At 68.9% G+C, this 22,345-nt stretch carries 23 protein-coding genes; 16 read left to right on the forward strand and 7 right to left on the reverse strand.

Going from position 1 to position 22,345, the window contains the following annotated elements; translation table 11 throughout:
* The first annotated feature begins 113 nt into the window (after positions 1–113).
* Positions 114–1,331 (forward strand): NADP-dependent isocitrate dehydrogenase, encoded by a 1,218-nt coding sequence (locus tag Q7X29_RS07395; protein WP_218717647.1) that lies wholly within the window; start codon positions 114–116, stop codon positions 1,329–1,331.
* A gap of 163 nt (positions 1,332–1,494) precedes the next feature.
* Positions 1,495–2,712, forward strand: a complete 1,218-nt coding sequence (locus tag Q7X29_RS07400; RefSeq protein WP_374104845.1) for an MFS transporter — start codon at positions 1,495–1,497, stop codon at positions 2,710–2,712.
* 28 nt (positions 2,713–2,740) lie between these two features.
* Here the strand turns inward: Q7X29_RS07400 and Q7X29_RS07405 are convergent, their stop codons facing one another.
* Positions 2,741–3,256, reverse strand: a complete 516-nt coding sequence (locus Q7X29_RS07405) for a hypothetical protein (protein WP_316573612.1) — start codon at positions 3,254–3,256, stop codon at positions 2,741–2,743.
* A gap of 193 nt (positions 3,257–3,449) precedes the next feature.
* Between Q7X29_RS07405 and Q7X29_RS07410 the strand changes: the two genes are divergently transcribed.
* Positions 3,450–3,845, forward strand: coding sequence for a RidA family protein (locus Q7X29_RS07410; RefSeq protein WP_316573613.1), 396 nt, complete (start codon positions 3,450–3,452; stop codon positions 3,843–3,845).
* A 56-nt stretch (positions 3,846–3,901) separates the two neighbouring features.
* Here Q7X29_RS07410 and Q7X29_RS07415 read toward each other — a convergent pair whose 3' ends face one another.
* Complete coding sequence (locus Q7X29_RS07415; protein WP_218717650.1) at positions 3,902–4,129, reverse strand: hypothetical protein; 228 nt, start codon at positions 4,127–4,129, stop codon at positions 3,902–3,904.
* Positions 4,130–4,225: 96 nt separating this feature from the next.
* On the opposite strand from Q7X29_RS07415, the gene Q7X29_RS07420 reads away from it, so the two are divergent.
* Complete coding sequence (locus Q7X29_RS07420) at positions 4,226–4,807, forward strand: TetR/AcrR family transcriptional regulator (RefSeq protein ID WP_316573614.1); 582 nt, start codon at positions 4,226–4,228, stop codon at positions 4,805–4,807.
* 25 nt (positions 4,808–4,832) lie between these two features.
* Here the strand turns inward: Q7X29_RS07420 and glpK (Q7X29_RS07425) are convergent, their stop codons facing one another.
* Together glpK (Q7X29_RS07425) and Q7X29_RS07430 are read right to left on the reverse strand one after the other, a co-directional pair.
* A complete protein-coding gene (glpK, locus tag Q7X29_RS07425; RefSeq protein ID WP_218717652.1) occupies positions 4,833–6,344 on the reverse strand; it encodes a glycerol kinase GlpK in 1,512 nt (503 codons plus the stop codon).
* A 61-nt stretch (positions 6,345–6,405) separates the two neighbouring features.
* Positions 6,406–7,158, reverse strand: a complete 753-nt coding sequence (locus Q7X29_RS07430; protein WP_218717653.1) for an IclR family transcriptional regulator — start codon at positions 7,156–7,158, stop codon at positions 6,406–6,408.
* Positions 7,159–7,276: 118 nt separating this feature from the next.
* Between Q7X29_RS07430 and glpK (Q7X29_RS07435) the strand changes: the two genes are divergently transcribed.
* The 4 genes from glpK (Q7X29_RS07435) to Q7X29_RS07450 all read left to right on the forward strand — a co-directional run bounded on the left by glpK (Q7X29_RS07435) (position 7,277) and on the right by Q7X29_RS07450 (position 12,133).
* Positions 7,277–8,794 (forward strand): glycerol kinase GlpK, encoded by a 1,518-nt coding sequence (gene glpK / locus Q7X29_RS07435; RefSeq protein WP_218717654.1) that lies wholly within the window; start codon positions 7,277–7,279, stop codon positions 8,792–8,794.
* Positions 8,794–10,503 (forward strand): glycerol-3-phosphate dehydrogenase/oxidase, encoded by a 1,710-nt coding sequence (locus tag Q7X29_RS07440; RefSeq protein WP_394358662.1) that lies wholly within the window; start codon positions 8,794–8,796, stop codon positions 10,501–10,503. The genes glpK (Q7X29_RS07435) and Q7X29_RS07440 overlap by 1 nt, the downstream gene beginning before the upstream one ends.
* Before the next feature lie 54 nt (positions 10,504–10,557).
* Positions 10,558–11,196, forward strand: coding sequence for a TetR/AcrR family transcriptional regulator (locus Q7X29_RS07445; RefSeq protein ID WP_316573616.1), 639 nt, complete (start codon positions 10,558–10,560; stop codon positions 11,194–11,196).
* Positions 11,197–11,383: 187 nt separating this feature from the next.
* On the forward strand, positions 11,384–12,133 hold the full coding sequence (locus Q7X29_RS07450) for an SDR family oxidoreductase (protein WP_316573617.1): 750 nt from the start codon (positions 11,384–11,386) through the stop codon (positions 12,131–12,133).
* Between the two features lie 59 nt (positions 12,134–12,192).
* Here the strand turns inward: Q7X29_RS07450 and Q7X29_RS07455 are convergent, their stop codons facing one another.
* Entirely contained in the window at positions 12,193–13,818 is a 1,626-nt protein-coding gene (locus tag Q7X29_RS07455; RefSeq protein ID WP_316573618.1) for a purine-cytosine permease family protein, read from the reverse strand.
* Positions 13,819–14,007: 189 nt separating this feature from the next.
* On the opposite strand from Q7X29_RS07455, the gene Q7X29_RS07460 reads away from it, so the two are divergent.
* Genes Q7X29_RS07460 through Q7X29_RS07480 form a run of 5 tightly spaced genes read left to right on the forward strand, consistent with a single transcriptional unit; the run spans position 14,008 to position 18,728 of the window.
* The gene (locus Q7X29_RS07460) at positions 14,008–15,225 is read left to right on the forward strand and encodes a lipid-transfer protein (protein ID WP_218717659.1); all 1,218 of its coding nucleotides are present in this window, start codon (positions 14,008–14,010) and stop codon (positions 15,223–15,225) included.
* A gap of 20 nt (positions 15,226–15,245) precedes the next feature.
* Positions 15,246–15,680 (forward strand): type II toxin-antitoxin system Rv0910 family toxin, encoded by a 435-nt coding sequence (locus Q7X29_RS07465; protein ID WP_316573619.1) that lies wholly within the window; start codon positions 15,246–15,248, stop codon positions 15,678–15,680.
* A gap of 10 nt (positions 15,681–15,690) precedes the next feature.
* Positions 15,691–16,569 carry a MaoC/PaaZ C-terminal domain-containing protein gene (locus tag Q7X29_RS07470; protein WP_316573620.1) on the forward strand — a complete coding sequence of 293 codons (879 nt, stop codon included), beginning with the start codon at positions 15,691–15,693 and terminating at the stop codon, positions 16,567–16,569.
* Positions 16,570–16,596: 27 nt separating this feature from the next.
* Positions 16,597–17,478, forward strand: coding sequence for an SDR family oxidoreductase (locus tag Q7X29_RS07475; protein ID WP_316573621.1), 882 nt, complete (start codon positions 16,597–16,599; stop codon positions 17,476–17,478).
* Between the two features lie 17 nt (positions 17,479–17,495).
* A complete protein-coding gene (locus Q7X29_RS07480) occupies positions 17,496–18,728 on the forward strand; it encodes an acyl-CoA dehydrogenase family protein (RefSeq protein ID WP_218717663.1) in 1,233 nt (410 codons plus the stop codon).
* 53 nt (positions 18,729–18,781) lie between these two features.
* Here Q7X29_RS07480 and Q7X29_RS07485 read toward each other — a convergent pair whose 3' ends face one another.
* The gene (locus tag Q7X29_RS07485; RefSeq protein WP_316573622.1) at positions 18,782–19,636 is read right to left on the reverse strand and encodes an alpha/beta fold hydrolase; all 855 of its coding nucleotides are present in this window, start codon (positions 19,634–19,636) and stop codon (positions 18,782–18,784) included.
* Positions 19,637–19,706: 70 nt separating this feature from the next.
* Between Q7X29_RS07485 and Q7X29_RS07490 the strand changes: the two genes are divergently transcribed.
* From Q7X29_RS07490 to Q7X29_RS07500, 3 genes are read left to right on the forward strand one after another with little or no spacing between them, the layout of a single operon-like run.
* A complete protein-coding gene (locus tag Q7X29_RS07490) occupies positions 19,707–20,486 on the forward strand; it encodes an exodeoxyribonuclease III (protein ID WP_218717665.1) in 780 nt (259 codons plus the stop codon).
* Positions 20,483–20,977, forward strand: a complete 495-nt coding sequence (locus Q7X29_RS07495; protein WP_218717666.1) for a ribonuclease domain-containing protein — start codon at positions 20,483–20,485, stop codon at positions 20,975–20,977. Before Q7X29_RS07490 ends, Q7X29_RS07495 begins: the two co-directional genes overlap by 4 nt.
* Positions 20,977–21,459, forward strand: a complete 483-nt coding sequence (locus Q7X29_RS07500) for a barstar family protein (RefSeq protein WP_316573623.1) — start codon at positions 20,977–20,979, stop codon at positions 21,457–21,459. The genes Q7X29_RS07495 and Q7X29_RS07500 overlap by 1 nt, the downstream gene beginning before the upstream one ends.
* A 147-nt stretch (positions 21,460–21,606) precedes the next feature.
* Here Q7X29_RS07500 and Q7X29_RS07505 read toward each other — a convergent pair whose 3' ends face one another.
* The gene (locus Q7X29_RS07505; RefSeq protein WP_218717669.1) at positions 21,607–22,245 is read right to left on the reverse strand and encodes a TetR/AcrR family transcriptional regulator; all 639 of its coding nucleotides are present in this window, start codon (positions 22,243–22,245) and stop codon (positions 21,607–21,609) included.
* Positions 22,246–22,345: the final 100 nt, after the last annotated feature.

A 22,345-nucleotide genomic window follows, 5' to 3' on the forward strand; every position in this document is an offset into this window, starting at 1 on the left:
CCGCAGACAACGCGGGGCATATACGTTGTCTGTTGGAACAGCTGGGGTCCGCTCACAAGCGTGTTCGCCTGGCCGTGCAATGAGGGCACCATCCTAGGAGGACACGAAGATCCATGTCCAAGATCAAGGTTGAAGGTACCGTCGTAGAACTCGACGGCGACGAGATGACCCGGATCATCTGGCAGTTCATCAAGGACAAGCTGATCCACCCGTATCTCGACGTGAACCTCGAGTACTACGACCTCGGCATCGAGTACCGCGACAAGACAGACGACCAGGTCACCGTCGATGCCGCGAACGCCATCAAGAAGTACGGCGTCGGCGTGAAGTGCGCCACCATCACCCCCGACGAAGCGCGGGTGAAGGAGTTCGGCCTCAAGAAGATGTGGCGCTCGCCCAACGGCACCATCCGTAACATTCTGGGTGGCACCATCTTCCGCGCGCCGATCATCATCTCCAACGTGCCCCGCCTGGTGCCCGGCTGGACCAAGCCGATCATCATCGGCCGCCACGCGTTCGGCGACCAGTACCGCGCCACCGACTTCAAGGTCTACGAGGCGGGCACCGTCACGCTGACCTTCACCCCGGAGGACGGCAGCGAGCCGATCGTGCACGAGGTCGTGAAGATGCCCGAGGACGGCGGCGTCGTCATGGGCATGTACAACTTCAAGAAGTCCATCGAGGACTTCGCGCGGGCCTCGTTCAACTACGGCCTGCAGCAGAACTACCCGGTGTACCTCTCCACGAAGAACACCATCCTCAAGGCCTACGACGGCATGTTCAAGGACACCTTCCAGGAAGTCTTCGACGCCGAGTTCAAGGCCGAGTTCGACGCGGCGGGCCTGACCTACGAGCACCGCCTGATCGACGACATGGTCGCCTCCTCCATGAAGTGGGAGGGCGGCTACGTCTGGGCCTGCAAGAACTACGACGGCGACGTGCAGTCCGACACCGTGGCGCAGGGCTTCGGCTCGCTGGGCCTGATGACCTCGGTGCTGCTCACCCCGGACGGCAAGACCTGTGAGGCCGAGGCCGCGCACGGCACCGTCACCCGGCACTACCGCCAGCACCAGCAGGGCAAGCCGACCTCGACCAACCCGATCGCGTCGATCTTCGCCTGGACCCGTGGCCTGGAGCACCGGGGCAAGCTGGACAACACCCCCGAGGTGATCGGCTTCGCGCAGGCGCTCGAGGACGTCGTCATCAAGACCGTCGAAGGCGGGCAGATGACCAAGGACCTGGCGCTGCTCGTCGGCGGCGACCAGGGCTACCTGAGCACCGAGGAGTTCCTGGGTGCGCTGGACGTGAACCTCGCTCGCGCCCTGAAGTGAGATAGAGCTGGGGCGCCGCGTCGAACCGCGGCACCCGCACCGCTGGGCAAGGCGCCCGCATCGGACCCGATGCGGGCGCCTTTCTCGTCGCCGGGCATCGGGGTGGGATAACTCACCCTCGCCCCGGGTAGCGATCGGGAAGCGGGGCCCGTTGCATGGATGCGTGACTTCTTCCCTCTCCGCCTCCGGTCTCGTCGAGACGCCACGCACGAACTGGCATGTCCCGGCGATGCTCGCGCTGGCGCTGGGAGGGTTCGGCATCGGCACCACCGAGTTCGTGACGATGGGTCTGCTGCCCGATATCGCGGCCGACTTCGACATCTCCGAGCCGACGGCCGGGCACGCGGTGTCGGCGTACGCGCTGGGCGTCGTCGTCGGCGCGCCGCTGATCGCCGCGCTGTGCGCCCGGGTGCCGCGCAAGAAACTGCTCATCGCGTTGATGGCCGCGTTCACCGTCGGCAATGCCGCGACGGTGCTGGCCCCGACCTTCGGCACGCTGGTGGCGGCCCGGTTCGTCTCCGGTCTGCCGCACGGCGCCTACTTCGGTGTCGCCTCGCTGGCCGCGGCTACGCTCGCCCCGGTCGGGCAGCGGGCCAAGGCGGTGGCCGCGGTGATGCTGGGGCTGAGCGTGGCGAACGTGATCGGGGTGCCGGGCGCGACCTGGCTGGGCCAGCATCTGGGCTGGCGGGACGCCTATGTCGTGGTCGCGGTGATCGGGGTCGCGACGGTAGCGGCGCTGTGGCGGTTCGTGCCGAGCCTGAGCGGTATGAAGATCACCAACCCGATGACCGAACTCGGCGCGCTGCGCCGCCCGCAGGTGCTGCTCACCCTGGCCGTGGGCGCGATCGGCTTCGGCGGCATGTTCGCCGTCTACACCTACATCGCCACCACCATGACCGACGTCGCGGGCATGCCGATCGGCGCGGTCCCGATCGTGCTGGCCCTGTTCGGCCTCGGCATGATCACGGGCAACGTCCTCGGCGGCATCCTGGCCGACCGGGGCGTGGACCGCTCGATCCTCGTCGGCATGATCGCGATGGTGATCATCCTGGCCGGCTTCGTTGCGGCCGCGCACAACCCGATCACCGCCTCGATCGGCGCGTTCCTGGTCGGCGCGTCCGGCGCCGCCCTGGCCCCCGGCCTGCAAACCCGCCTGATGGACGTCGCCGCCGACGCCCAGACCCTCGCCGCCGCCCTCAACCACGCCGCCCTCAACATCGCCAACGCGGCGGGCGCCTGGCTGGGCGGGCTGGTCATCGCCGCCGGTCTCGGCTACACCGCCCCCGCCGCCGTCGGCGCCCTCCTGGCGATCCTCGGCGTCGGCCTGTTCACCGTCACCGTCTGGGCCGCCCGGCGCCGCGCGCCGGACACCGCCGGCTGACCCCGCTGTCGTGCGTTCCGCCGGAGCGTCACAGCTCGGACCATGCGACTCCGGACCATGGCGGGATTCGTCCAGCCAGCAGCTGGAGGTGGAAGTCGGGGCCGTCATGTGTCCGGTCCCGCTCGGGATCGGTGAGCTGACTGATGGTGCAGATGTAGTCGCCGTTCGGGAGTTCGACGCTGGACCCGTAGATCTCCTTGTCGTCGTCCACGGCGGAGTCGGCGAACTGGGCGGCCATGGTGACCGTGTCCAAATTGACGACGACCAGCTCACCGCCCGTCACGGTGATGGGGCCGGCGATCTGCCTGATGATCGGCAGCCGCGGATCTACCGGCGAGTCCGAGAGGTCGATTTGCCATTGCTCCTCGCCGCCGGTTCCCCAGAGCAGCATCGTCCGCTGCCGGATCTGCGATTCGACGCGCTCGAACAGTAGCTCCAAGGTCCAGTCTTCGCCCACGAACGACGTGTACGCGTGTGGGTCGACAAGACCGAGATATCCCGAGTCATCGGTCATTTCGTCGATCCGATGCCGAAGCTGTGCCATGCAGGAGTCCTCCCCGGTTTGCTCACCGAACCCTACAAGCACGGAGGCCGGTCGGGCACCGAGCTGCAACGCGACAACCCGTGCACCGACCCCTGCCCGCGCCCGATCCACCGGCTGAACGCCCGGAAATGTCACACTCGGGCGCGCCGCGTCGTCTCCTCTGCGCAGGACCATCGGCAACAGGAGAGGTGTCATGTCAGTAGTGATCAGCAACCCGTCCGAACTGCACGATCCGACCGGGTTCGGGTACAGCCACGTCGCGCGGGTGACGGGCGAACTGGTCGTCATCGCGGGGCAGTACGACTCCGATGCCGAAGGGCACACGACCAGTAGCGATTTCGGCGAGCAGGTGGATCGGGCGTTCGCGAATCTGGGCGTCGCGCTGCGGTCGGCGGGGGCGGACTACGCCGATGTCGCGCAGTTGCGCACGTTCGTCGTCGACCACGATGTGGAGAAGCTGACGGTGCTCGGCGCCAAGATCGCCGAGATCTGGGGTGACCGGCCGCCCGCGCAGACCCTGCTCGGGGTCGCCGCGCTGGCCCTGCCGGGCATGCTGTTCGAGGTGGACGCGCTCGCGGCGCTGGGCTGAGGTGACCGCGCACTCGCCGACCGCCCCGGCGGCGAGTGCGCGACGGACCGACGCGGCTAGGCGGGCGGGTTGCAGGAGTACGCCGAGCCGCACTGCAGCTGGCGCAGGAACGAGCCGAACTCGTCGAGGAAGGCACTACCCGTGGACGCACCGCCCGGAGCGGGTTCGCCGGGGGCGACGACGGGGGCGGGGGTCAGCGGAGCGGCCGTGGCCGGGCCCGCGGCGAGGACCGCTCCGAAAGCCAGCGCCGCGATGCCTGCGCCGAGCAGCTTGGTGAACGCCATGGTGAATCCTTTGTTCAACTGTGTGACCGTGAAGGGCGGCTCGAAGTGTTGCATACATGACCGATCGGTCGCAATAGGCGTTGGTATGCTCGGAAAGTGGCGCGTACCAAAGAATTCGACCCCGACGTGGTGCTGGACCGCGCGCTGGATCTGTTCTGGCAGCGTGGCTACGAGACCACGTCGATCGCGGATCTGATCGAGCATCTCGGGATCGCCAGGGGCTGCATCTACGCGACCTTCGGCAGCAAGCACGAACTGTTCATGCAGGCGCTGCAACGGCACCTGGAGATCGTCGACGCGCGGATCACGGCGGAATTGGCCCGGCCCGGCCCGGCGCTGCCCGCGATCAGAGGGCTGATCGATCGGTTCGTGACCGAGTCCTGCGCGGCGGACAGATTCCTCGGTTGCCTGGTGACGACCGCCGCGGTCGAGCTCGCCGCGCGCGACGCCGAGGTCGCGCGGCTGGTCGAATCCAGCTGGGCCCGTACGGAGACGGCGCTGTTCTCCGCCCTCTCGCGCGCCCGCGCGCAGGAAGAACTGCCGCCCGACGCCGATACCCGCGCCATGGCCCGCTTCCTGCTCGTCTTCTTCCAGGGCGTCTGGGTGCTCGAACGCGCGCCCGATTCCGCCACCCGCCTGCGCGACGCGGGCCGGGTGGCCGCGTCGATCCTGGGCTGAGTTCGGCCCTTTCAGGAACGATCGGTCAAGTTTGTGAGCTACCGGCCGCGCCCGCAGGCCGCGCCCAGCCGACGCTGAGCTGCACCGCCCGCTGCCACCGCTCGTACTCCTCGTCGCGGACGGCGCGGTCGGCCTGGGGCACCCATTGCGCCGCCACCCGCCAATTGCTCCGCAGCCCTTGCAGATCCGGCCAGTACCCCACGGCCAGGCCGGCGGCGTAGGCCGCGCCGAGCGAGACCGTCTCGGTCACCAGCGGACGCATCACCGCGACGCCGAGCACGTCGGCGATGATCTGCATGAGCAGATTGTTCGCGGCCATCCCGCCCGCGACCCGCAGCGATCGGGCCCGCAATCCGGCATCGGCGTTCATCGCCTCGACCACATCGCGGGTCTGCCAGGCGGTGGCCTCCAGCACCGCCCGCGCCAGGTGCCCCTTGGTGACGTAGGAGGTGAGCCCGATCAGCAAGCCCCTGGCATCGCTGCGCCAATGCGGTGCGTAGAGCCCGGAGAAGGCGGGGACCAGATAGCAGCCGCCGTTGTCGTCGACGGTGCTCGCCAGGGTCTCGATCTCCGGTGCGGTGGCGATCAGACCGACGATGTCGCGCAACCACTGGACCAGCGAACCGGTGACCGCGATGGGACCCTCCAGCGCGTACACCGGGTCGGGACCCACCTGGTAGCCGATGGTGGTGAGCAGTCCGTGTTCGGACCGGATCAGGTCGGTGCCGGTGTTCATCATCAGGAATCCACCGGTGCCGTAGGTGCATTCGGTCTCGCCGGGAGCGAAGCAGGTCTGGCCGAAGAGCGCGGCGTGCTGGTCGCCGAGGGCCGCGCCGATCCGGACGCCGGGGGCAACCGTGCGCGCGATCCCGAAATCGCCGGTGGAGGGCTCGATCCGGGGGAGCATCGCGCGCGGAATATCGAAGAACCGCAGCAGTTCCTCGTCCCACTGCCGGGTGGCCAGATTCATCAGCAGGGTGCGGCCCGCGTTGGTGACATCGGTGACGTGCGCGCCGGTGAGATTCCAGATCAGCCAGGACTCCATGGTCCCGAACAGCACCTCGCCGCGTTCGGCGCGGGCCCGCAGCCCGTCGACGTGGTCGAGCAGCCAGCGCAGCCGGGGTGCGGCGAAATAGGTCGCCAGCGGCAACCCGCTCAGCTCCGTGATCCGGTGCGCGCCCGGCGTTTCCCGGAACCGCTCGACGAGTTCCTCGGTACGGATGTCCTGCCAGACGATGGCAGGCCGCACCGGCACCCCGGTCGCGCGATCCCACACCACGGTGGTTTCGCGCTGGTTGGCGATCCCGATGGCGGCCACTTGCTCGACGGTGATCCCGGCATCGCGCAGCGCCGCGGGCACGATCCGCTCGACCGTCCGCCAGATCTCCAGCGCGTCCTGCTCGACCCAGCCCGAGCGCGGATAGCGCTGGCGGTGGGTCCGCTGGGCCAGGCCGGCCAGCCTGGCGTGACGATCGAACACGATGCAGCGGGTGGAGGTGGTGCCCTGATCCAGGGCGAGGACATACCGGGGCGTCACCGGATTCTCCCGTTCGTCACGCGGCGCCGGGGTCGTGCGGGGCGCGGCTGGGTGGCCCGGATCATCGCGCCGCTCCGAGATCGCGGTGCACGGCCTGCGCGGCGGCGCGCACCTGCTCCACGGCGGCGGGCCGGATCTGTAATCGGTTGTCGCACAGCCGATCGGTCGGTCCCGAGATGCCGATGGCGGCGACCACCAGTCCTCCTCTGGCGCGGATCGGCGCGGCGATGCCCGCCTCGCCGGAGCGATACTCCTCGACCTCGCCGGCCCAGCCGGTGCGCCGCACTTGCGCGATCGCGCGGTCCAGTGCGGTCGGGTCGACGATAGTGCGGCGCGTGAAGGACTGCAGCGCAGCTGGGTTCGATGCCGCGTCGTAGGCGAGCAGCACCTTGCCCAGCGCGGTGGCGTGCGCGGGCAGCACCTCGCCGACGGCGAGCACCTGCTCGGTGTTGTCGGGCCGGAACACGTGGTGCACCACCGTCACCCCCGACGGTCGCGCCACCGCCATCCGCACCGACTCGCCGGTCCGCGAGGCGAGCGCGTCGGCCCGGTGGATCGCGCGTGAGCGCAGTTCGTTGACATCGAGGTGGTCGGTGCCGAGCTCGCCCAGCGCGGGCCCGAGCAGATACCGCCCCGTCGCCGGGTCCTGGTCGACGAAGCCCACCCCGAGCAGCGTCCGCAGAATCCCGTGCGCGGTGGGTTTGGCCAGGTCGAGCGCGGCGGCGATCTCGCCCACCGCCATCGGCCCCGACCCGCGCGCGAGCAGCCGCAGCACGGCGGCGGCTCGCTCGATCGACTGGATCGGACCCGGCACCGCCCGAACCTATCAGCCCGAGCGTTCGGCATTGTCGAACGGCGGCCGTGGCGGCGGGGCCGGGCCGTTCCTAGCGTGGGTGCCGGGCTCGACGGTGAGCCCGCTCGAAAGGACCACGATGAATCGGTATGTGGGCGCGATCGACCAGGGCACGACCTCGACGCGTTTCATGGTTTTCGACCGCGGTGGCACGGTCGTCGCCCGGCATCAGCTCGAACACGAGCAGATCATGCCGCGGCCCGGCTGGGTCGAACACAATCCCGACGAGATCTGGGAACGCACCCGCACCGTCGTGAAGACCGCGCTCGCCTCGGCCGACCTCACCGCCGCCGATCTGGCCGCGATCGGCGTCACCAACCAGCGCGAGACCACCGTCGTGTGGAACCGCCACACCGGTCGCCCGTACTACAACGCGATCGTCTGGCAGGACACCCGCACCGATCGGATCATCACCGCACTCGAGGCCGCCGGGCACAGCGATCTGATCCGCGAGCGCACCGGTCTGCCGCCCGCGCCGTACTTCTCGGGCGGCAAGCTGCGCTGGATCCTCGACAACATCGAGGGCGTGCGCGCCGACGCCGAACGCGGTGACGCCCTGTTCGGCACGCTCGACACCTGGCTGATCTGGAACCTCACCGGTGGCATCCGCGGCGGCGTGCACGTCACCGATCCGACCAACGCCTCGCGCACCATGCTGATGGATCTCGAGACCCTGCGCTGGGACGACGAGCTGCTGCGCGTCTTCGACATCCCGCGCGCCATGCTGCCCGCCATCGCGCCCTCGTCGAACCCGGCCGGTTTCGGCACCACCAACCCCGACGGGCCGTTCGAGCGCGCGGTCCCGATCGCCGGGGTCCTCGGCGACCAGCAGGCCGCCGGCGTCGGTCAGGTGTGTTTCCAGCCGGGCGAGGCCAAGAACACCTACGGCACCGGCAACTTCCTGATGCTCAACACCGGCACCGACATCGTGCGCTCGGCACACGGCCTGCTGACCACCGTCGCCTACCAGTTCGGCGACGACAAGCCCGTCTACGCGCTGGAAGGTTCGATCGCGGTCACCGGCTCGGCCGTGCAGTGGCTGCGCGACCAGCTCGGCATCATCGCGGGCGCCGCGCAGATCGAGGACCTGGCCGGCCAGGTCGACGACGCGGGCGGGGTGTACTTCGTGCCCGCGTTCTCCGGGTTGTTCGCGCCGTACTGGCGACCCGACGCGCGCGGCGCCGTCGTCGGCCTCTCGCGCTACAGCAACAACGCCCACTTGGCCAGGGCGACACTGGAATCCATCGCCTATCAGACCCGCGACGTGGTCGAGGCGATGCAGCGTGATTCCGGGGTGCGGCTGGCGACGCTGCGGGTCGACGGCGGCGTGACCGTGAACAAGCTGGCCATGCAGATCCAGGCCGATCTGCTCGGCGTCCCGGTCTCGCGGCCGGTCGTCGCCGAGACCACCGCCCTGGGCGCCGCCTACGCGGCAGGCCTGGCGGTCGGGGTCTGGAACTCCACCGACGAACTGCTCGCGAACTGGCACGAAGACCTCCGCTGGTTCCCCGCCTGGTCCGACGAGCAACGCGAACGCGGGTACGGCCGCTGGCTCAAGGCCGTCGAACGCACCCTCGACTGGGCCGAACTCGACTGATGACCGATCACCTCGACAAGGAGCACACCGTGTCCGTTCCCCTGGACTCCCTCTACCGCGACAAGGCGATCGCGGCGCTCGGCGACCGCGAGATCGACGTGCTGGTGATCGGCGGCGGCGTGACCGGTGCCGGCGCCGCGCTCGACGCCGCCGCGCGCGGTCTCTCGGTCACTCTGGTCGAGGCCCGCGATTTCGCCGCCGGTACCTCGAGCCGGTCGTCCAAGCTCATCCATGGCGGCCTGCGCTACCTGGAGCAGCTGGACTTCGCGCTGGTCCGGGAGGCGCTCAAAGAGCGTGGGCTGCTGCTGAACACGCTCGCGCCGCACCTGGTGCACCCCGTGCCGTTCCTGTTCCCGCTCCAGCACCGGGTGTGGGAGCGCGCCTACATCGGCGCCGGCGTCGCCCTCTACGACACCCTCGGCGGCGCGCGCGCCGTCCCCATGCACAAGCACCTGACCCGTTCCGGCGCATTGGAACTCGCGCCCGCGCTGCGTTCGGACGCGATGACCGGCGCGATTCGCTACTACGACGCCCAGGTCGACGACGCCAGGCACACCATGATGATCGCCAGGACCGCCGCCGACCACGGCGCGACCGTGCTGACCCGCACCAAGGTCACCGGGCTCGTGCGGGACGGGGCGCGGGTCGTCGGCGCGCACGTCGTCGACCTGGAAACCGGTGTCGCCCACACCATCCGGGCCCGCAGCGTGATCAGCGCGACCGGTGTCTGGACCGACGACATGATCAAGATGACCGGCGTCGACTTCCCGTTCCACGTGCGGATGTCCAAGGGCGTGCACATCCTGGTCCCGCGTGACCGGCTCGACCTGCACACCGGCCTGATCATGCGCACCGAGAAGTCCGTGCTGTTCGTGATCCCGTGGGCCGAGCACTGGATCATCGGCACCACCGACACCGCGTGGGAGCTGGACAAGAACCATCCCACCGCCACCGCCGCCGACGTGCAGTACATCCTCGACCATGTCAACGCGCTGCTGCGCGAGCCGCTGACCAGAGCCGACATCGTCGGCACCTACGCCGGGCTGCGTCCGCTGATGACCGGCGCGTCGAAGGAGACGGCCAAGCTCTCGCGCGAGCACGCCGTGGCCGAGCCCGTGCCCGGGCTGTTCGTGATCGCGGGCGGCAAGTACACCACCTACCGGGTGATGGCCGCCGACGTGGTCGACGCCGTCGCCGCGCGCCTCGGCGGTGACATCCCGGCCTCGACGACCGCGCAGCTGCCGATCGTCGGCGCGCAGGGCTATCGCGACATGCTGGCCGAGTCCGCCGAACTGGCCGCCACGGTGGGTCTGCCGCTCGAGGTCGTCGAGCACCTGCTCGGCCGCTACGGCGCGCTGGCCACCGACATCTTCGATCTGATCGCCGCCGATGCCACGCTGCGTCAGCCGATTCCGGGCGCACCCGACTACCTGGCCGCCGAGGCCGTCTACGCGGTCACCCACGAGGGTGCGCTGCATCTGGACGATCTGCTCACCCGCCGCACCCGCATCTCCATCGAGGTCCCCGACCGTGGGCTGGCCGCCGCACCGGAGATCGCCCGGCTGATCGCGCCGCTGCTGGGCTGGGACGACGACACCGCCAACGCCGAGATCAACCGCTACTACGACCGGGTCCATGCCGAACTGGCCGCCAACGAGGCGGGTGACGACGAAGCGGCGAACTCCGCCCGGCTGGTCGCTGTGCGGTGACGCGACGAACTCCCGCTTACCAACAGGTCTGTATGTAAGCGGTAGGATCGCCCGATGACCAGCACCGCAGCCGACAAACCGCAGCGGCGGACGCAGGAACAGCGCAGCAGCGAGATGCGCGTCCGGCTGCTCGACGCGACCATCGACTGCCTGGTCGAGTACGGGTACGCGGGGACGACGACACCGCGAGTCGCCGAGCGGGCCGGGGTGACTCGCGGCGCGCAGGTGCACCACTTCGGGTCCAAACACGACCTGGTGGTCGCCGCCGTCAAGCATCTGGCCGAGCGACGGGTGGCGGCGGCGATGAGCGAGATGACCCAGGTCTCGGTCGGTGACGATCCGGTCGGCGCCGCGCTCGAGTTCCTGTGGGAACTGCATCAGGGACCACTGTTCATCGCCACGGTGGAACTGTGGGTGGCTGGCCGGACCGATCCGGTGCTGGCCGCCGCGATGGAAGAGGTCGAACCGCTGGTCAACACCGCGGTCCTGCGGGCGGTGGCCGAGCTGGTTCCGGATGATCTGCGCCGCAAGGGCGCCCGCGACTTCGCCTACACCGCGATGGACGCGCTGCGCGGCATCCTCGTCGCCAACTTCGTCGTCCCCGACCCCGAACGCGCCCATCGCCGCTGGCGTCGCGCCGCGGTGGACCTGCGTGCCGCGGCGGCCGCCGTGATCACGGCCGATTCCCAGTGAGCGCGGGCAGCGCGGGTCGGTCGGGTCGATACCTGGGTGTGGCGGGATAGTCCGACCGCGCGCCCGGACATGCCGCCGCGACACCACATCGGTAGCGATCGGTTCCACCGGCGGGGCCGGATGACTAGCGTGAGCGCATGTACTCGCACATCGAGCCCTCGCGGGCGCAGGCACCGGACACGCTCTCGTGAGCCGGGGCACCATCGTGATCACCGGCGCCAGCTCCGGCTTGGGCGCGGAGATGGCCCGCCAGTTCGCCGCCCTCGGCTACGACCTGGGCCTGTGCGCCCGGCGCACCGAACGGCTCGACGAGCTGCGCGCGGAGATCCTCGCGGCGCATCCCGATCGCGTCGTCTCGGTGAAACAGCTGGACGTCACCGATGACGCCGCCGTGTTCACCGTCTTCGCCGGGTTCGCCGCCGAGTTCGGCACCCTCGACCGAGTCGTGGTGAACGCCGGACTCGGCAAGGGCGCGCCCCTGGGCACCGGCAAGCACGCCGCCAACCGCGAGACCGCCGTCGTGAACTTCCTCGCCGCCCTGGCCCAGACCGAGGCCGCGATGGAGATCTTCCGCGCGCAGGGTCGCGGTCACCTGGTGATGATCTCCTCGATCTCCGGCCTGCGCGGCATGCCCAAGACGCTGACCACCTACGCCGCCACCAAGGCGGGCGTCGCGGCGCTGGCCGAGGGCCTGCGCGCCGAAGCCGTTCCCGGCGTGGATGTCTCGGTGATCTACCCCGGCTACATCCGCTCGGAGATGAACGACCGGATCAAGCACGAGCCGAAGTTCATGGTGGACACCGAAACCGGCGTCCGTGCCATGGTCGCCGCCATCGAGAAGCGCCGCGCCAAGGCCTACGTCCCCGACTGGCCCTGGATCCCCCTCGCCTTCGCTCTGCGCACCCTGCCCCTACCCCTGGTCCGCAAACTCCTCTGACCACGACGACGGCCGTGCCGGGCGAAAGATGGTCGCCCGGCACGGCCGTCGTGGGTGGGTCAGTGCTGGCGGGGCAGCAGGTGCTTGCCCTCACGGTCGGTGGACAGCGCCAGCGAGCTGATGTATTGGATCTCGCCCTCGGGGCCGGGGACCGCCGAGGCGATCATGTCCGGTCGCTCGAACTCCATGCCGGTGACGTGGCAGGGCAGCAGGTCGCCCGACGGGTTGCCGTGCTCGTCGAACATCGGCAACTCGATGCCGTCGTCGGCGCGGCGCAGGTAGTACTTGCCCTTGGTGGCGATCGCGGTGAGCGGGGTCGCGACGAAGGCCACCAGCACCGCGACCAGCGGCGAGTACGGCTTCAGCAGCTCACCGAAGAGCCCGAAGAAGGTCATGATCGACAGCACCGCCGACAGGCCGAAGCCGACCAGGCCGACCGGGTTGAAGTCGTAGAGCATGCCGCGCCGGAACTCCGGCACCTTCGGCGAGATCTTCAGCAGGTACTTGTTCACCGCGATGTCGGTGGCCACGGTGACGATCCAGGCGATGCCGCAGTTGGCGTAGAAGCCCAGGATGTTGTTGAGGAAGTCGAACATGTTCGCTTCCATCAGCACCAGCGCCACCCCGAGGTTGACCACCAGGAACACCAGGCGACCGGGATAGGTCTTGGTGACGCGGGTGTAGGAGTTGGTCCAGGCCAGCGAGCCGGAGTAGGCGTTGGTGACGTTGATCTTGATCTGGCTGATGACCACCAGCACCACGGCCAGCGTCATGGCCAGCCAGCCCGGCACCATGTCGCGGTAGATCTCCAGGAACTGGTGCACCGGCTGGTTCGCGATGCCCTGCGCGGCGGGCAGATTGGCGATCAGGTAGACCGCGAGGAACAGGCCGACGACCTGCTTGGCCGCGCCGAAGAGCACCCAGCCGGGGCCGGCCAGCAGCATCCACCCCCACCACTTGGCGCGGTTCTCGGGGGTGCGCGGCGGCATGAACCGCAGGTAGTCGATCTGCTCGGCGATCTGGGCGATCAGCGACAGGCACACGCCTGCGGCCAGCAGCGCGCCGGACACGCTGACGCCGCCACCGTTCTCGCCGCCGTAGGCGAAGAACGAGCCCACCGAATCGGGGTGGCGCACCAGCAGGAAGCCGAACGGCGCCACCATCAGCAGCAGCCACAGGGGAGTGGTCCACACCTGCAGCTTGGCCAGGGTGTTCATGCCGTAGATGACCAGCGGGAAGATGATCACCGTCGAGGCCAGATAGCCCATCCAGAGCGGAATTCCGAGGCCCAATTCCAGGCCCTGGGCCATGATCGAACCTTCCAGCGCGAAGAAGATGAAGGTGAACGACGCGAACACGATATTGGTGATCACCGAGCCGTAGTAGCCGAATCCGCTACCGCGCGTGATCAAATCCAGATCGATGTTGTAGCGCGCCGCGTAATAGGCGAGCGGAAATCCGGTCAGCATCACCACGACGGCGAAGATACCGATGCCGATCAGCGCGTTTCCGGTGCCGTGCGCGATGCCGATATTCGCGCCGATCGCGAAATCGGCGAGATAGGCGATGCCGCCGAGAGCGGAGATGCCGACCACTGCCGGGCTCCATTTGCGGTAGCTCCGCGGGGCGAAACGCAGCGTGTAGTCCTCGAGTGTTTCTTTGGCAGCGGTATCTGCTCCGGCCATTTCCCTCTCCCTCATCCACGCGGCCGTCGAATTCGGCGGCTCACCGACGGTGCTCGATGGATGTAGACGCCAATTTTCCGAACCGTTACGCCGCTGTTACGCGGCCCGATGGTGACCGGGGTCACGAAAAGCGTTGTGAAGATACATGCAGGGTTGTATGTTTGTGCGGAGCCTGAGGATGGGAGTTCGATGACGAACAAGGTCTATGTGGTCGGCGTAGGGATGACGAAGTTCGAGAAGCCGGGCCGCAAGCAGGTCGAGGAGGCCGACGGGACCACCCGGGCCTGGGACTATCCGGACATGGCGCGGGAGTCGGGCACCAAGGCCCTGGCCGACGCCGGCATCGACTACCGCGAGGTCGAGCAGGCCTATGTGGGCTACGTCTACGGCGAGTCCACCTCCGGGCAGCGCGCCGTCTACGAGCTCGGGATGACCGGCATACCGGTGGTCAATGTCAACAACAACTGCTCGACCGGCTCCACCGCGCTGTACCTGGCGGCGCAGGCGATCCGGGGCGGGCTGGCCGAGTGCACGCTGGCGCTGGGCTTCGAGAAGATGCAGCCCGGTTCGCTCGGTTCCACCTGGGACGATCGCGAACAGCCGATGGCCAAGCACGTGCTGGCCCTGGCGGAGATCTCCGAGGTGCTGTTCCCGGTGGCGCCGTGGATGTTCGGCGCGGCCGGTCGCGAGCACATGAAGCGCTACGGCACCACCGCCGAGCACTTCGCCAAGATCGGTCACAAGAACCACAAGCACTCGGTGAACAACCCGTATTCGCAGTTCCAGGACGAGTATTCGCTCGACGACATCCTGGGCTCGCGAATGATCTACGACCCGCTCACCAAGCTGCAGTGCTCGCCGACCTCGGACGGTTCCGGCGCGGCGATCCTGGCGAGTGAGGCGTTCGTGGACCGGCACGATCTCGCGGAGCAGGCGATCGAGATCGTCGGGCAGGCGATGACCACCGACTTCGCCTCCACCTTCGACGGCACCGCCAAGAACCTCATCGGCTACGACATGAATGTCGCTGCCGCGCGCAAGGTCTACGAGCAGGCGGGCCTGGGCGCCGACGACTTCCAGGTGATCGAGCTGCACGACTGCTTCTCCGCCAACGAGCTGCTGCTCTACGAGGCGCTCGGCCTCTGCGGCGAGGGCGAGGCCGGGAAGCTGATCGACGCGGGCCAGACCACCTACGGCGGCAAGTGGGTGGTGAACCCGTCGGGCGGCCTGATCTCCAAGGGGCATCCGCTCGGCGCGACGGGCCTGGCCCAGTGCTCCGAGCTCACCTGGCAGCTGCGCGGCACCGCCGACAAGCGCCAGGTCGACAACGTCACCGCCGCGCTCCAGCACAACATCGGCCTCGGCGGCGCCGCCGTGGTCACCGCCTACCAGCGCGCGGTGCGCTGACCAGCACGAGGAGAACCGCAATGGGACACATCGAAGCCACCAAGACCGTCACGGCCACTCCGGAGGCGCTGTGGGCGGTCGTCTCCGACCCGCAGACCTGGGACAAGTGGTTCACCATCCACGAGAAGTTCATGGAGGAACCGCCCGCCGTGCTGGCCGAGGGCGCCGCACTGGTCGCCAAGATCGTGATGCTCGGCATGGCCAACAAGATCGAATGGACTGTCCGGGCGGTCCAGGTGCCGAACCGGCTGACCCTGGCCGGTGCCGGAATGGCCGGTGTCCGCACCGAATTCACCTTCGACATCCAGCCCGCGGGCTCCGGCAGCACCATCCTGGTCTCGGGTGACTTCGAGGGCGCCCTGATCAAGGGCGCGCTGGGCAAGGCGGTGGAGAAGGACGGCCGCACCCAGCTCGACAAATCCCTCGACCAGCTCGACGCGCTGGCCTCGGCGTAGGGGCGCGGGGATGACAGCACACGCAGCGGGCGGCCGCATCGTCGAATTCGACGACGCCGGCCTGGAAAAATGGAGCGACGCCGAGGAATTCGCCGTCACCGCGGAGCGGATCGTCGACTACGCCGCCGCGACCAACGACCCGATCCGGACCCATCGCGACGGCAGCGTCGCGCCCCCGGTCTTCGCCATCGTCCCGGTGTTCGAGGCCATGATGATGCCGATCCTCGACGTGGCGCCGATGGACATCTTCGGCCGGGTCGTGCACGGCGAGCAGGACTTCCACTTCCACCGGCCGATCCGCCCTGGTGAGCAGCTGGTCTCGCGGGCCAAGGCGGTCGGCTACACCAGCAAGTCGACCGGCACGACCGTCACCATCCTGGTCGAATGCCGGGACACGGCAGGCGAACTGGTCAACGAGCAGTACCTCACCGCCTTCTTCCGCGGTATCGACGCGGGCAAGTCGGTCGGGGAGCAGGCGCCTGCGCATCGCTTCGACGAAAGTCGACGCGCGAGCGCGCCGTTCGCGGTTGTCGAGCACCACGTCGACGACGACCAGACCTTCCGCTACTCGCCCGCCTCGGGCGATCCGATGCCGCTGCATCTGGACGAGCAGGTCGCCAAGGACGCCGGACTGCCCGGGATCATCGCGCACGGGCTGTGCACCATGGCGATGGCGTCGTGGGGCGTGCTCACCGCGACGGCGGGCTCGGACGTGCATCGGCTGCGGCGCTTCGCGGTGCGTTTCGCCAAGCTCGTCTTCCCCGGCGACGATCTGCAGACCCGGATCTGGCCTGTCACCAGCGCGGACGGCGTCACCACCTATGCCTTCGAGACGGTGCGCGGCGCGGACGTCGTCCTCAGCGACGGCCTCGCCGAGATCGCCGACTGAACCCTTCATCACACACAGGAGTCATCCATGAGTTCCCTGGCAGGCAAGGTCGCCGTGATCACCGGCGCGGGTCGCGGCATCGGCCGTGAGCACGCGCTGTTGTTCGCGCGCGAAGGCGCGAAGGTCGTGGTCAACGATCTCGGCGGCAGCAATGCCGGTGAGGGCGCCGATTCCGGCCCGGCGCAGCAGGTGGTCGACGAGATCGGCGCGGCGGGCGGCATCGCCGTCGCCAATACCGACGACATCGCGACCTGGGACGGCGCGCAGAACCTGATCGCCCAGGCGGTCGGTGAGCTCGGCGGGCTCGACATCGTCGTCAACAACGCGGGCATCCTGCGTGACGTCTTCGTCGCCGCGATGGACGAGGCGCAGTGGGACGCGGTGATCGCCGTGCACCTCAAGGGCCATGCCGCCGTGCTGCACCACGCCGCCGCCTACTGGAAGGCGCAGAGCAAGGCGGGCAACCAGCCCAACGCCGCGGTCGTGAACACCGCGTCGGCCTCGGGAGTCACCCTGCCGAACGCGGGCCAGGCCAACTACGGCGCCGCCAAGGCGGGCATCGCGGCGCTCACCCAGGTCGCCGCCGAGGAACTGGGCCGCTACGGGGTGCGGGTCAACGCGATCGCGCCGATCGCGCGCACCCGGCTCACCCTGGCCACCCCCGGCATGGGCGCGATGTTCGCCGCCGAGGCCGCCGCGGCCGAGGAGTCCGGCGGGTTCGACGCGTTCAGCCCGGCCAATATCTCGCCGCTGGTCGCCTACCTGGCCTCGGACAAGTGCCCGATCACCGGCAAGGTGTTCGCCGTGCAGGGAGGCGCCATCTCCGAGCTGGCCGGCTGGCACGATGTGAAGACCATCGAGACCGAAGGGCCGTGGGCGATCGACGACATCGCCGTGCGGCTGCCCTGAGCGGCGGGAGAACGACGATGTTCGAATGGTCCGAAACCGATCTGATGATCCGCGATGCCGTGCGGACCTTCATCGACAAGGAAGTCCGTCCGCATCTGGACGCCCTCGACAGCGGTGAGATGCTGCCGTACCCGATCCTGCGGAAACTGTTCAGCCAGTTCGGGATCGACGCGATGGGCGAGGACGCCGTCACCAAGATGCTGGCCAAGGAGGCGGCCGGTCCCGGCGAGAAGTCCGGCGGCGGCGGTGGGTCGCCGTTCGCCGGGCAGCAGTCGATGATGGCGGTGCTGATCAGCGAACTGTCCGGCGTCTGTATGGGTTTGGTGTCGGCACTGGGTGTCAGCATCGGGCTGGGCGCCACCACCATCATGTCGCGGGGCACTCTCGCGCAGAAGCAACGCTGGCTCGCCGACATCGTCACCCTGCGCAAGGTGGCGTCGTGGGCGATCACCGAGCCCGACTCCGGCTCGGATGCCTTCGGCGGCATGAAGACTCGCGTCGAGCGCGACGGCGACGACTACATCCTCAACGGCCAGAAGACCTTCATCACCAATGGCCCGTGCGCCGACGTGATGATCGTCTACGCCAAGCTCGACGAGGGCGACGGCGCCGACAAGCGCCACCGCAAGGTGCTGACCTTCGTGCTGGACAAGGGCATGCCGGGGCTCACCCAGGGCAAGCCGTTCAAGAAGATGGGCCTGCACTCCTCACCGACCGGTGAACTGTTCTTCGACAATGTCCGGCTCGGCCGCGACCGGCTGCTCGGCGAGACCGAGGAGCATCGCGGTGGCGACGGACGCGAGAGCGCCAGAGCCAGTTTCACCGCCGAGCGGGTCGGCGTCGGCTTCATGGCGCTGGGCATCATCGAGGAGTGTCACCGGCTGTGCGTCGACTACGCGCGCACCCGCACGCTGTGGGGGCAGGAGATCGGGAAGTTCCAGCTGATCCAGCTCAAGCTGGCCAAGATGGAGGTGGCCCGGATCAATGTCCAGAACATGGTGTTCAACGTGCTCGAGCGTGGCAAGGCGGGCAAGCCGCCGAGCCTGGCCGAAGCGTCGGCGATGAAGCTCTATTGCTCGGAGGCGGCCACCGAGGTCGCGATGGAGGCGGTGCAGCTGTTCGGCGGCAACGGCTATATGAGCGAGTACCGGGTGGAGCAGCTCGCGCGTGACGCGAAGTCACTGATGATCTACGCGGGCAGCAACGAGATCCAGGTGACCCACATCGCCAAGGGTCTGCTCGGCAAGTAGCGATCGGCGAACCCGGCCGCGAGAGCGCCTCGCGCGGCCGGGTTCTCGCGTGCTCAGACCGCGCGCAGGTGACCGCGGCTGGCGTAGATGTGCTCGGCGATGAGGGTGGCGATCCGGTCCGGCGCCTCCAGCATCGGCACGTGACCCACGCCGTTGACCAGGATGCGATCCGCGGATTCGGGGAGCTCGCGCAGGTAGCGGGTGGCGTAGACATGGTTGGGGATGATCCGGTCGTACTCGGCGAGCAGCATGCGGACCGGGGCGGACAGCTCGCTCAGGTCGTCCATCGCGGGCGCGCGCAGGCTGCCGAGCAGCATCGGCACGATCGCGTCGCAGTGCAGGACGGCCGCGATGATCGTGGCGAGGTCGCGCTTGGCCACCGCGCTGGTGTGCTTGCTCAGCATCAGCGCGGCGACCTGCTGGACCAGCGGGTTGTTGATCACCAGGCCACTGATCCGCTTGCCGACCTCGACGAACGGGACCAGCGAGGCGAACTTGGCGCCGATTCGCACCTGAGTGAACGAGGGCGAATCCCAGCCGCCCGCCGGCGCGATCGCGGTGAGCGTGAGCGCCCGCCCGCGCCGCGTCAACTCCAGCCCGACCCAGGCGCCCAGCGAGTTGCCCGCGATGTGACAGGTCTGCCAGCCCAGCTCGTCGAGCTGATCCTCGATCTGATCGGCCAGCGCGTACACATCCAGAGACCAGCCCTCGACCTTCGGCCCACCCCAGTGCCCGGCGAACGCGGGTGCGTACACCTCGCAGTGGGCCGACATCCGCCGCGCCACCTGCTCCCAGCAGTGCGGCGACAACATGAACCCGTGCAACAGCAGGACCGGATCACCGGACCCGAGGTGCAGCGCCGCGACAGGCGACGGCCGGGCAGTGGACTTGGCGGTGCGTGACGTCATCGTCAATCACCCCTTCCTGGACGACAGTGTCCGGGGGAGCATTCCTGACCTGTCATTGTACGGTCGTCCGGTGGCTCTCATCCTTTCAACCGTGAACGTCAACGGCGTGCGCGCCGCGGCGACCAAGGGCATGTTGCCCTGGCTCGACGCGACCGAAGCCGACATCGTGTGCTTGCAGGAGACCAGGGCGACCGATGCCCAGGTCGCCGCCGCGCTGGCGCCCGCGCTCGAGGCGGGCTGGGTGCTCTCGCACGCCGAACCGGAGTCGAAGGGGCGCGCCGGAGTCGGCATCCTGTCGCGCCGGACCCCCGACGCGGTGCGGATCGGCTTCGGCAGCAGCGAGTTCGCCGAGTCCGGGCGCTACATCGAGGCGGACTTCGACGAGGTCACCGTGGCCAGCGTGTACGTGCACTCGGGGGAGGAGAACACCCCCAAGCAGGACGAGAAGTACCGGTTCATGGCCGAGTTCGGCGCCTACCTGAAGACGCGGACCGGCGAGTTCGTGGTCAGCGGTGACTGGAACATCGCGCCCGCCGAGGTCGACCTGAAGAACTGGAAGGGCAACCAGAAGTCGGCGGGGTTCCTGCCGGAGGAACGCGCCTGGATCGCCGAACTGCTGGCGGCCGGCTACGTCGACGTGGTGCGGGCCCTGCACCCCGACGTCGCGGGCCCCTACAGCTGGTGGTCCTACCGTGGCCGCGCCTTCGACAACGACTCGGGCTGGCGCATCGATTACCAGCTGGCCCTGGGTGAACTGCCCGGACGCGCCAAGCAGGCCGTCGTCGAACGCGCCGACGCCTACGACCAGCGCTGGTCCGACCACGCTCCCGTGACGGTGCAGTACCGATGAATCTCTCGCGCAAGACGCTCGGTCTGCTCGGCGGACTCGTGCTGATCGTGCTCGCGGTGGGCTTCACCCTGCTCACCGGGCGCGGCGGCGAGGACACCACCGCGGCGACCACCACCCGCGCGGTCGCCGGGGTCACCACCACCAAGGCCGCGCCGAAGCCGGGCCCGCCCGCCGGGAATTCCAGCGCGGCCCCGGTCACCAAGGCGGCGGGCGTGCCCGATCGCGCCTACGCCACGCTCGTGGAGATCGATGCCGGACGCTGGCCTGATTCGGCGAACGCGCCCGGCACCAAGGGCGGCGAGCAGTGGATGAACCGGGGAACCAAACTGCCGCCGAAGGATTCGGCGGGCAAAGCCGTGACCTACCAGGAGTGGGACGTCAATCCCAAGCAGCGCAACCGGTCTCGCGATGCCGAGCGCATCGTCACCGGCAGCGACGGCACCGCCTGGTACACCGGCGACCACTACGAGACCTTCACGAGGATGCGCTGATGACGACGCGAATGACGCTGTCGCGGTTCCTTGCTCGTCCCAGCGCGGAGGCGCCCGCCGTGGCCGCCGCGCCGCCGGTGCTCGGCGCCCTGCCGGTGGACGCCAACCAGTTCAGCGGCGTCCGCTACGACGCGCCGGCCGACTACCGCGTCCGCGAACTGCGCGGACCCAAGATGCGCACCACCGCCGAACTCTTCGACGAGTTCGCCGCGGCCTTCCAGTTCCCGTACTACTTCGGCGCGAACAAGGACGCCTTCGACGAATGCCTGCGCGACCTGGACGATTTCGTCGGCGACGCGCCCGGCTACGTCGTGGTGGTCCGCGCCGCCGCCGAACTGCTCGCCGACGACCCCACCGAGCGCGCCTGGTTCGACAGCGCCATGCGTGACTGCGCCGCCTACTGGTCGCGCCGCGACGTCGCCTTCCGCGTCGTCCTGCAGGGCGAGCCCGACGACTTCGGCGCCGTCACGCTGACCGACTGACGACAAGCGGATCGGCGCTGACGACACCGGAGGTCGTGTCGGTGATCGACAGCGTGATCGGCCGACGGATCGTCGCAGCCGTGCGGCAGCCTCGGACCGAACTGCGCGTGGGAGTGCCACGCGTCGCGGGTCGGTGATCGGTCGGCTTCAGCGGTGCCGTTCGGCCAGGTCGTCGCCGAGGAGGACGAACACCTCGGTGACCTGGTCGATCAGTTCCTCGCGGGTCAGGTCCAGATCGCCGGCCAGCCAGGTCGTGAGGGTCTGGGTCAACCCGCCGATGAGGTAGATCGCGCGGAAGTCGACGAGCTTCTGCGGTACCTCGACCCCGTAGAAGCCGGTGCCCTCGGCGGCGACCAAGCGGGAGAACGCCCGCACCGTGCGGGCGGTGCGGGCCCGCAGCTCCGGCGTCGCCATGCCCGCGATCAGCGCGGCCTTCGCCTTGCGCGGGTCGTCGATGAGCACCGAGATGCCCGCGTCGATCGCGGCGCGCGACTGGGACCTGCTGTCGGGGTCCGCCGTGGCCAGCGCCGTCACGATCGATGCGGTCAGCTCCTCGGCGATGCGGTCGAGCAGGGCCTCGAGCACGCCGTCGCGATGCTCGAAATTCTCGTAGTAGTAGCGCTCGTTGAGGCCCGCGCGGGCGCAGAGCCCGGCGACGGTGAGCTTGGCCTGCCCGTCCTCGGCGACGATGTCGAGCGCCGCGTCGAGGAGGGCGGTTCGGCGTTGGGCCTGTCGTTGTTCGGCCGAGACGCCACCGTAGGTGCGTTGTGCTGCCACAGCTCCCATTCTGCGTCCTGCCGTCGCGGGAAGGTTTTCTGGTAGAGACTCTTGCCAGATTATCAAATCTGGTGGATTCTATTGCCAGATGCACTCGATGAGGAGGCGC

This window comes from Nocardia canadensis, from assembly GCF_032656385.1.
GTDB classification, from domain to species: Bacteria; Actinomycetota; Actinomycetes; order Mycobacteriales; family Mycobacteriaceae; genus Nocardia; species Nocardia canadensis.

Coding starts and splice junctions, on each gene's coding strand:
- Q7X29_RS07500 (WP_316573623.1), top strand. CDS start 20,977: ATGACGACGCGAATGACGCTGTCGCGGTTCCTTGCTCGTCCCAGCGCG.
- Q7X29_RS07480 (WP_218717663.1), top strand. CDS start 17,496: ATGTTCGAATGGTCCGAAACCGATCTGATGATCCGCGATGCCGTGCGG.
- Q7X29_RS07470 (WP_316573620.1), top strand. CDS start 15,691: ATGACAGCACACGCAGCGGGCGGCCGCATCGTCGAATTCGACGACGCC.
- Q7X29_RS07410 (WP_316573613.1), top strand. CDS start 3,450: ATGTCAGTAGTGATCAGCAACCCGTCCGAACTGCACGATCCGACCGGG.
- Q7X29_RS07415 (WP_218717650.1), bottom strand. CDS start 4,129: ATGGCGTTCACCAAGCTGCTCGGCGCAGGCATCGCGGCGCTGGCTTTC.
- Q7X29_RS07505 (WP_218717669.1), bottom strand. CDS start 22,245: ATGGGAGCTGTGGCAGCACAACGCACCTACGGTGGCGTCTCGGCCGAA.
- Q7X29_RS07455 (WP_316573618.1), bottom strand. CDS start 13,818: ATGGCCGGAGCAGATACCGCTGCCAAAGAAACACTCGAGGACTACACG.
- Q7X29_RS07405 (WP_316573612.1), bottom strand. CDS start 3,256: ATGGCACAGCTTCGGCATCGGATCGACGAAATGACCGATGACTCGGGA.
- Q7X29_RS07460 (WP_218717659.1), top strand. CDS start 14,008: ATGACGAACAAGGTCTATGTGGTCGGCGTAGGGATGACGAAGTTCGAG.
- Q7X29_RS07395 (WP_218717647.1), top strand. CDS start 114: ATGTCCAAGATCAAGGTTGAAGGTACCGTCGTAGAACTCGACGGCGAC.
- Q7X29_RS07445 (WP_316573616.1), top strand. CDS start 10,558: ATGACCAGCACCGCAGCCGACAAACCGCAGCGGCGGACGCAGGAACAG.
- Q7X29_RS07495 (WP_218717666.1), top strand. CDS start 20,483: ATGAATCTCTCGCGCAAGACGCTCGGTCTGCTCGGCGGACTCGTGCTG.
- Q7X29_RS07440 (WP_394358662.1), top strand. CDS start 8,794: ATGACCGATCACCTCGACAAGGAGCACACCGTGTCCGTTCCCCTGGAC.
- Q7X29_RS07475 (WP_316573621.1), top strand. CDS start 16,597: ATGAGTTCCCTGGCAGGCAAGGTCGCCGTGATCACCGGCGCGGGTCGC.
- Q7X29_RS07485 (WP_316573622.1), bottom strand. CDS start 19,636: ATGACGTCACGCACCGCCAAGTCCACTGCCCGGCCGTCGCCTGTCGCG.
- Q7X29_RS07465 (WP_316573619.1), top strand. CDS start 15,246: ATGGGACACATCGAAGCCACCAAGACCGTCACGGCCACTCCGGAGGCG.
- glpK (WP_218717654.1), top strand. CDS start 7,277: ATGAATCGGTATGTGGGCGCGATCGACCAGGGCACGACCTCGACGCGT.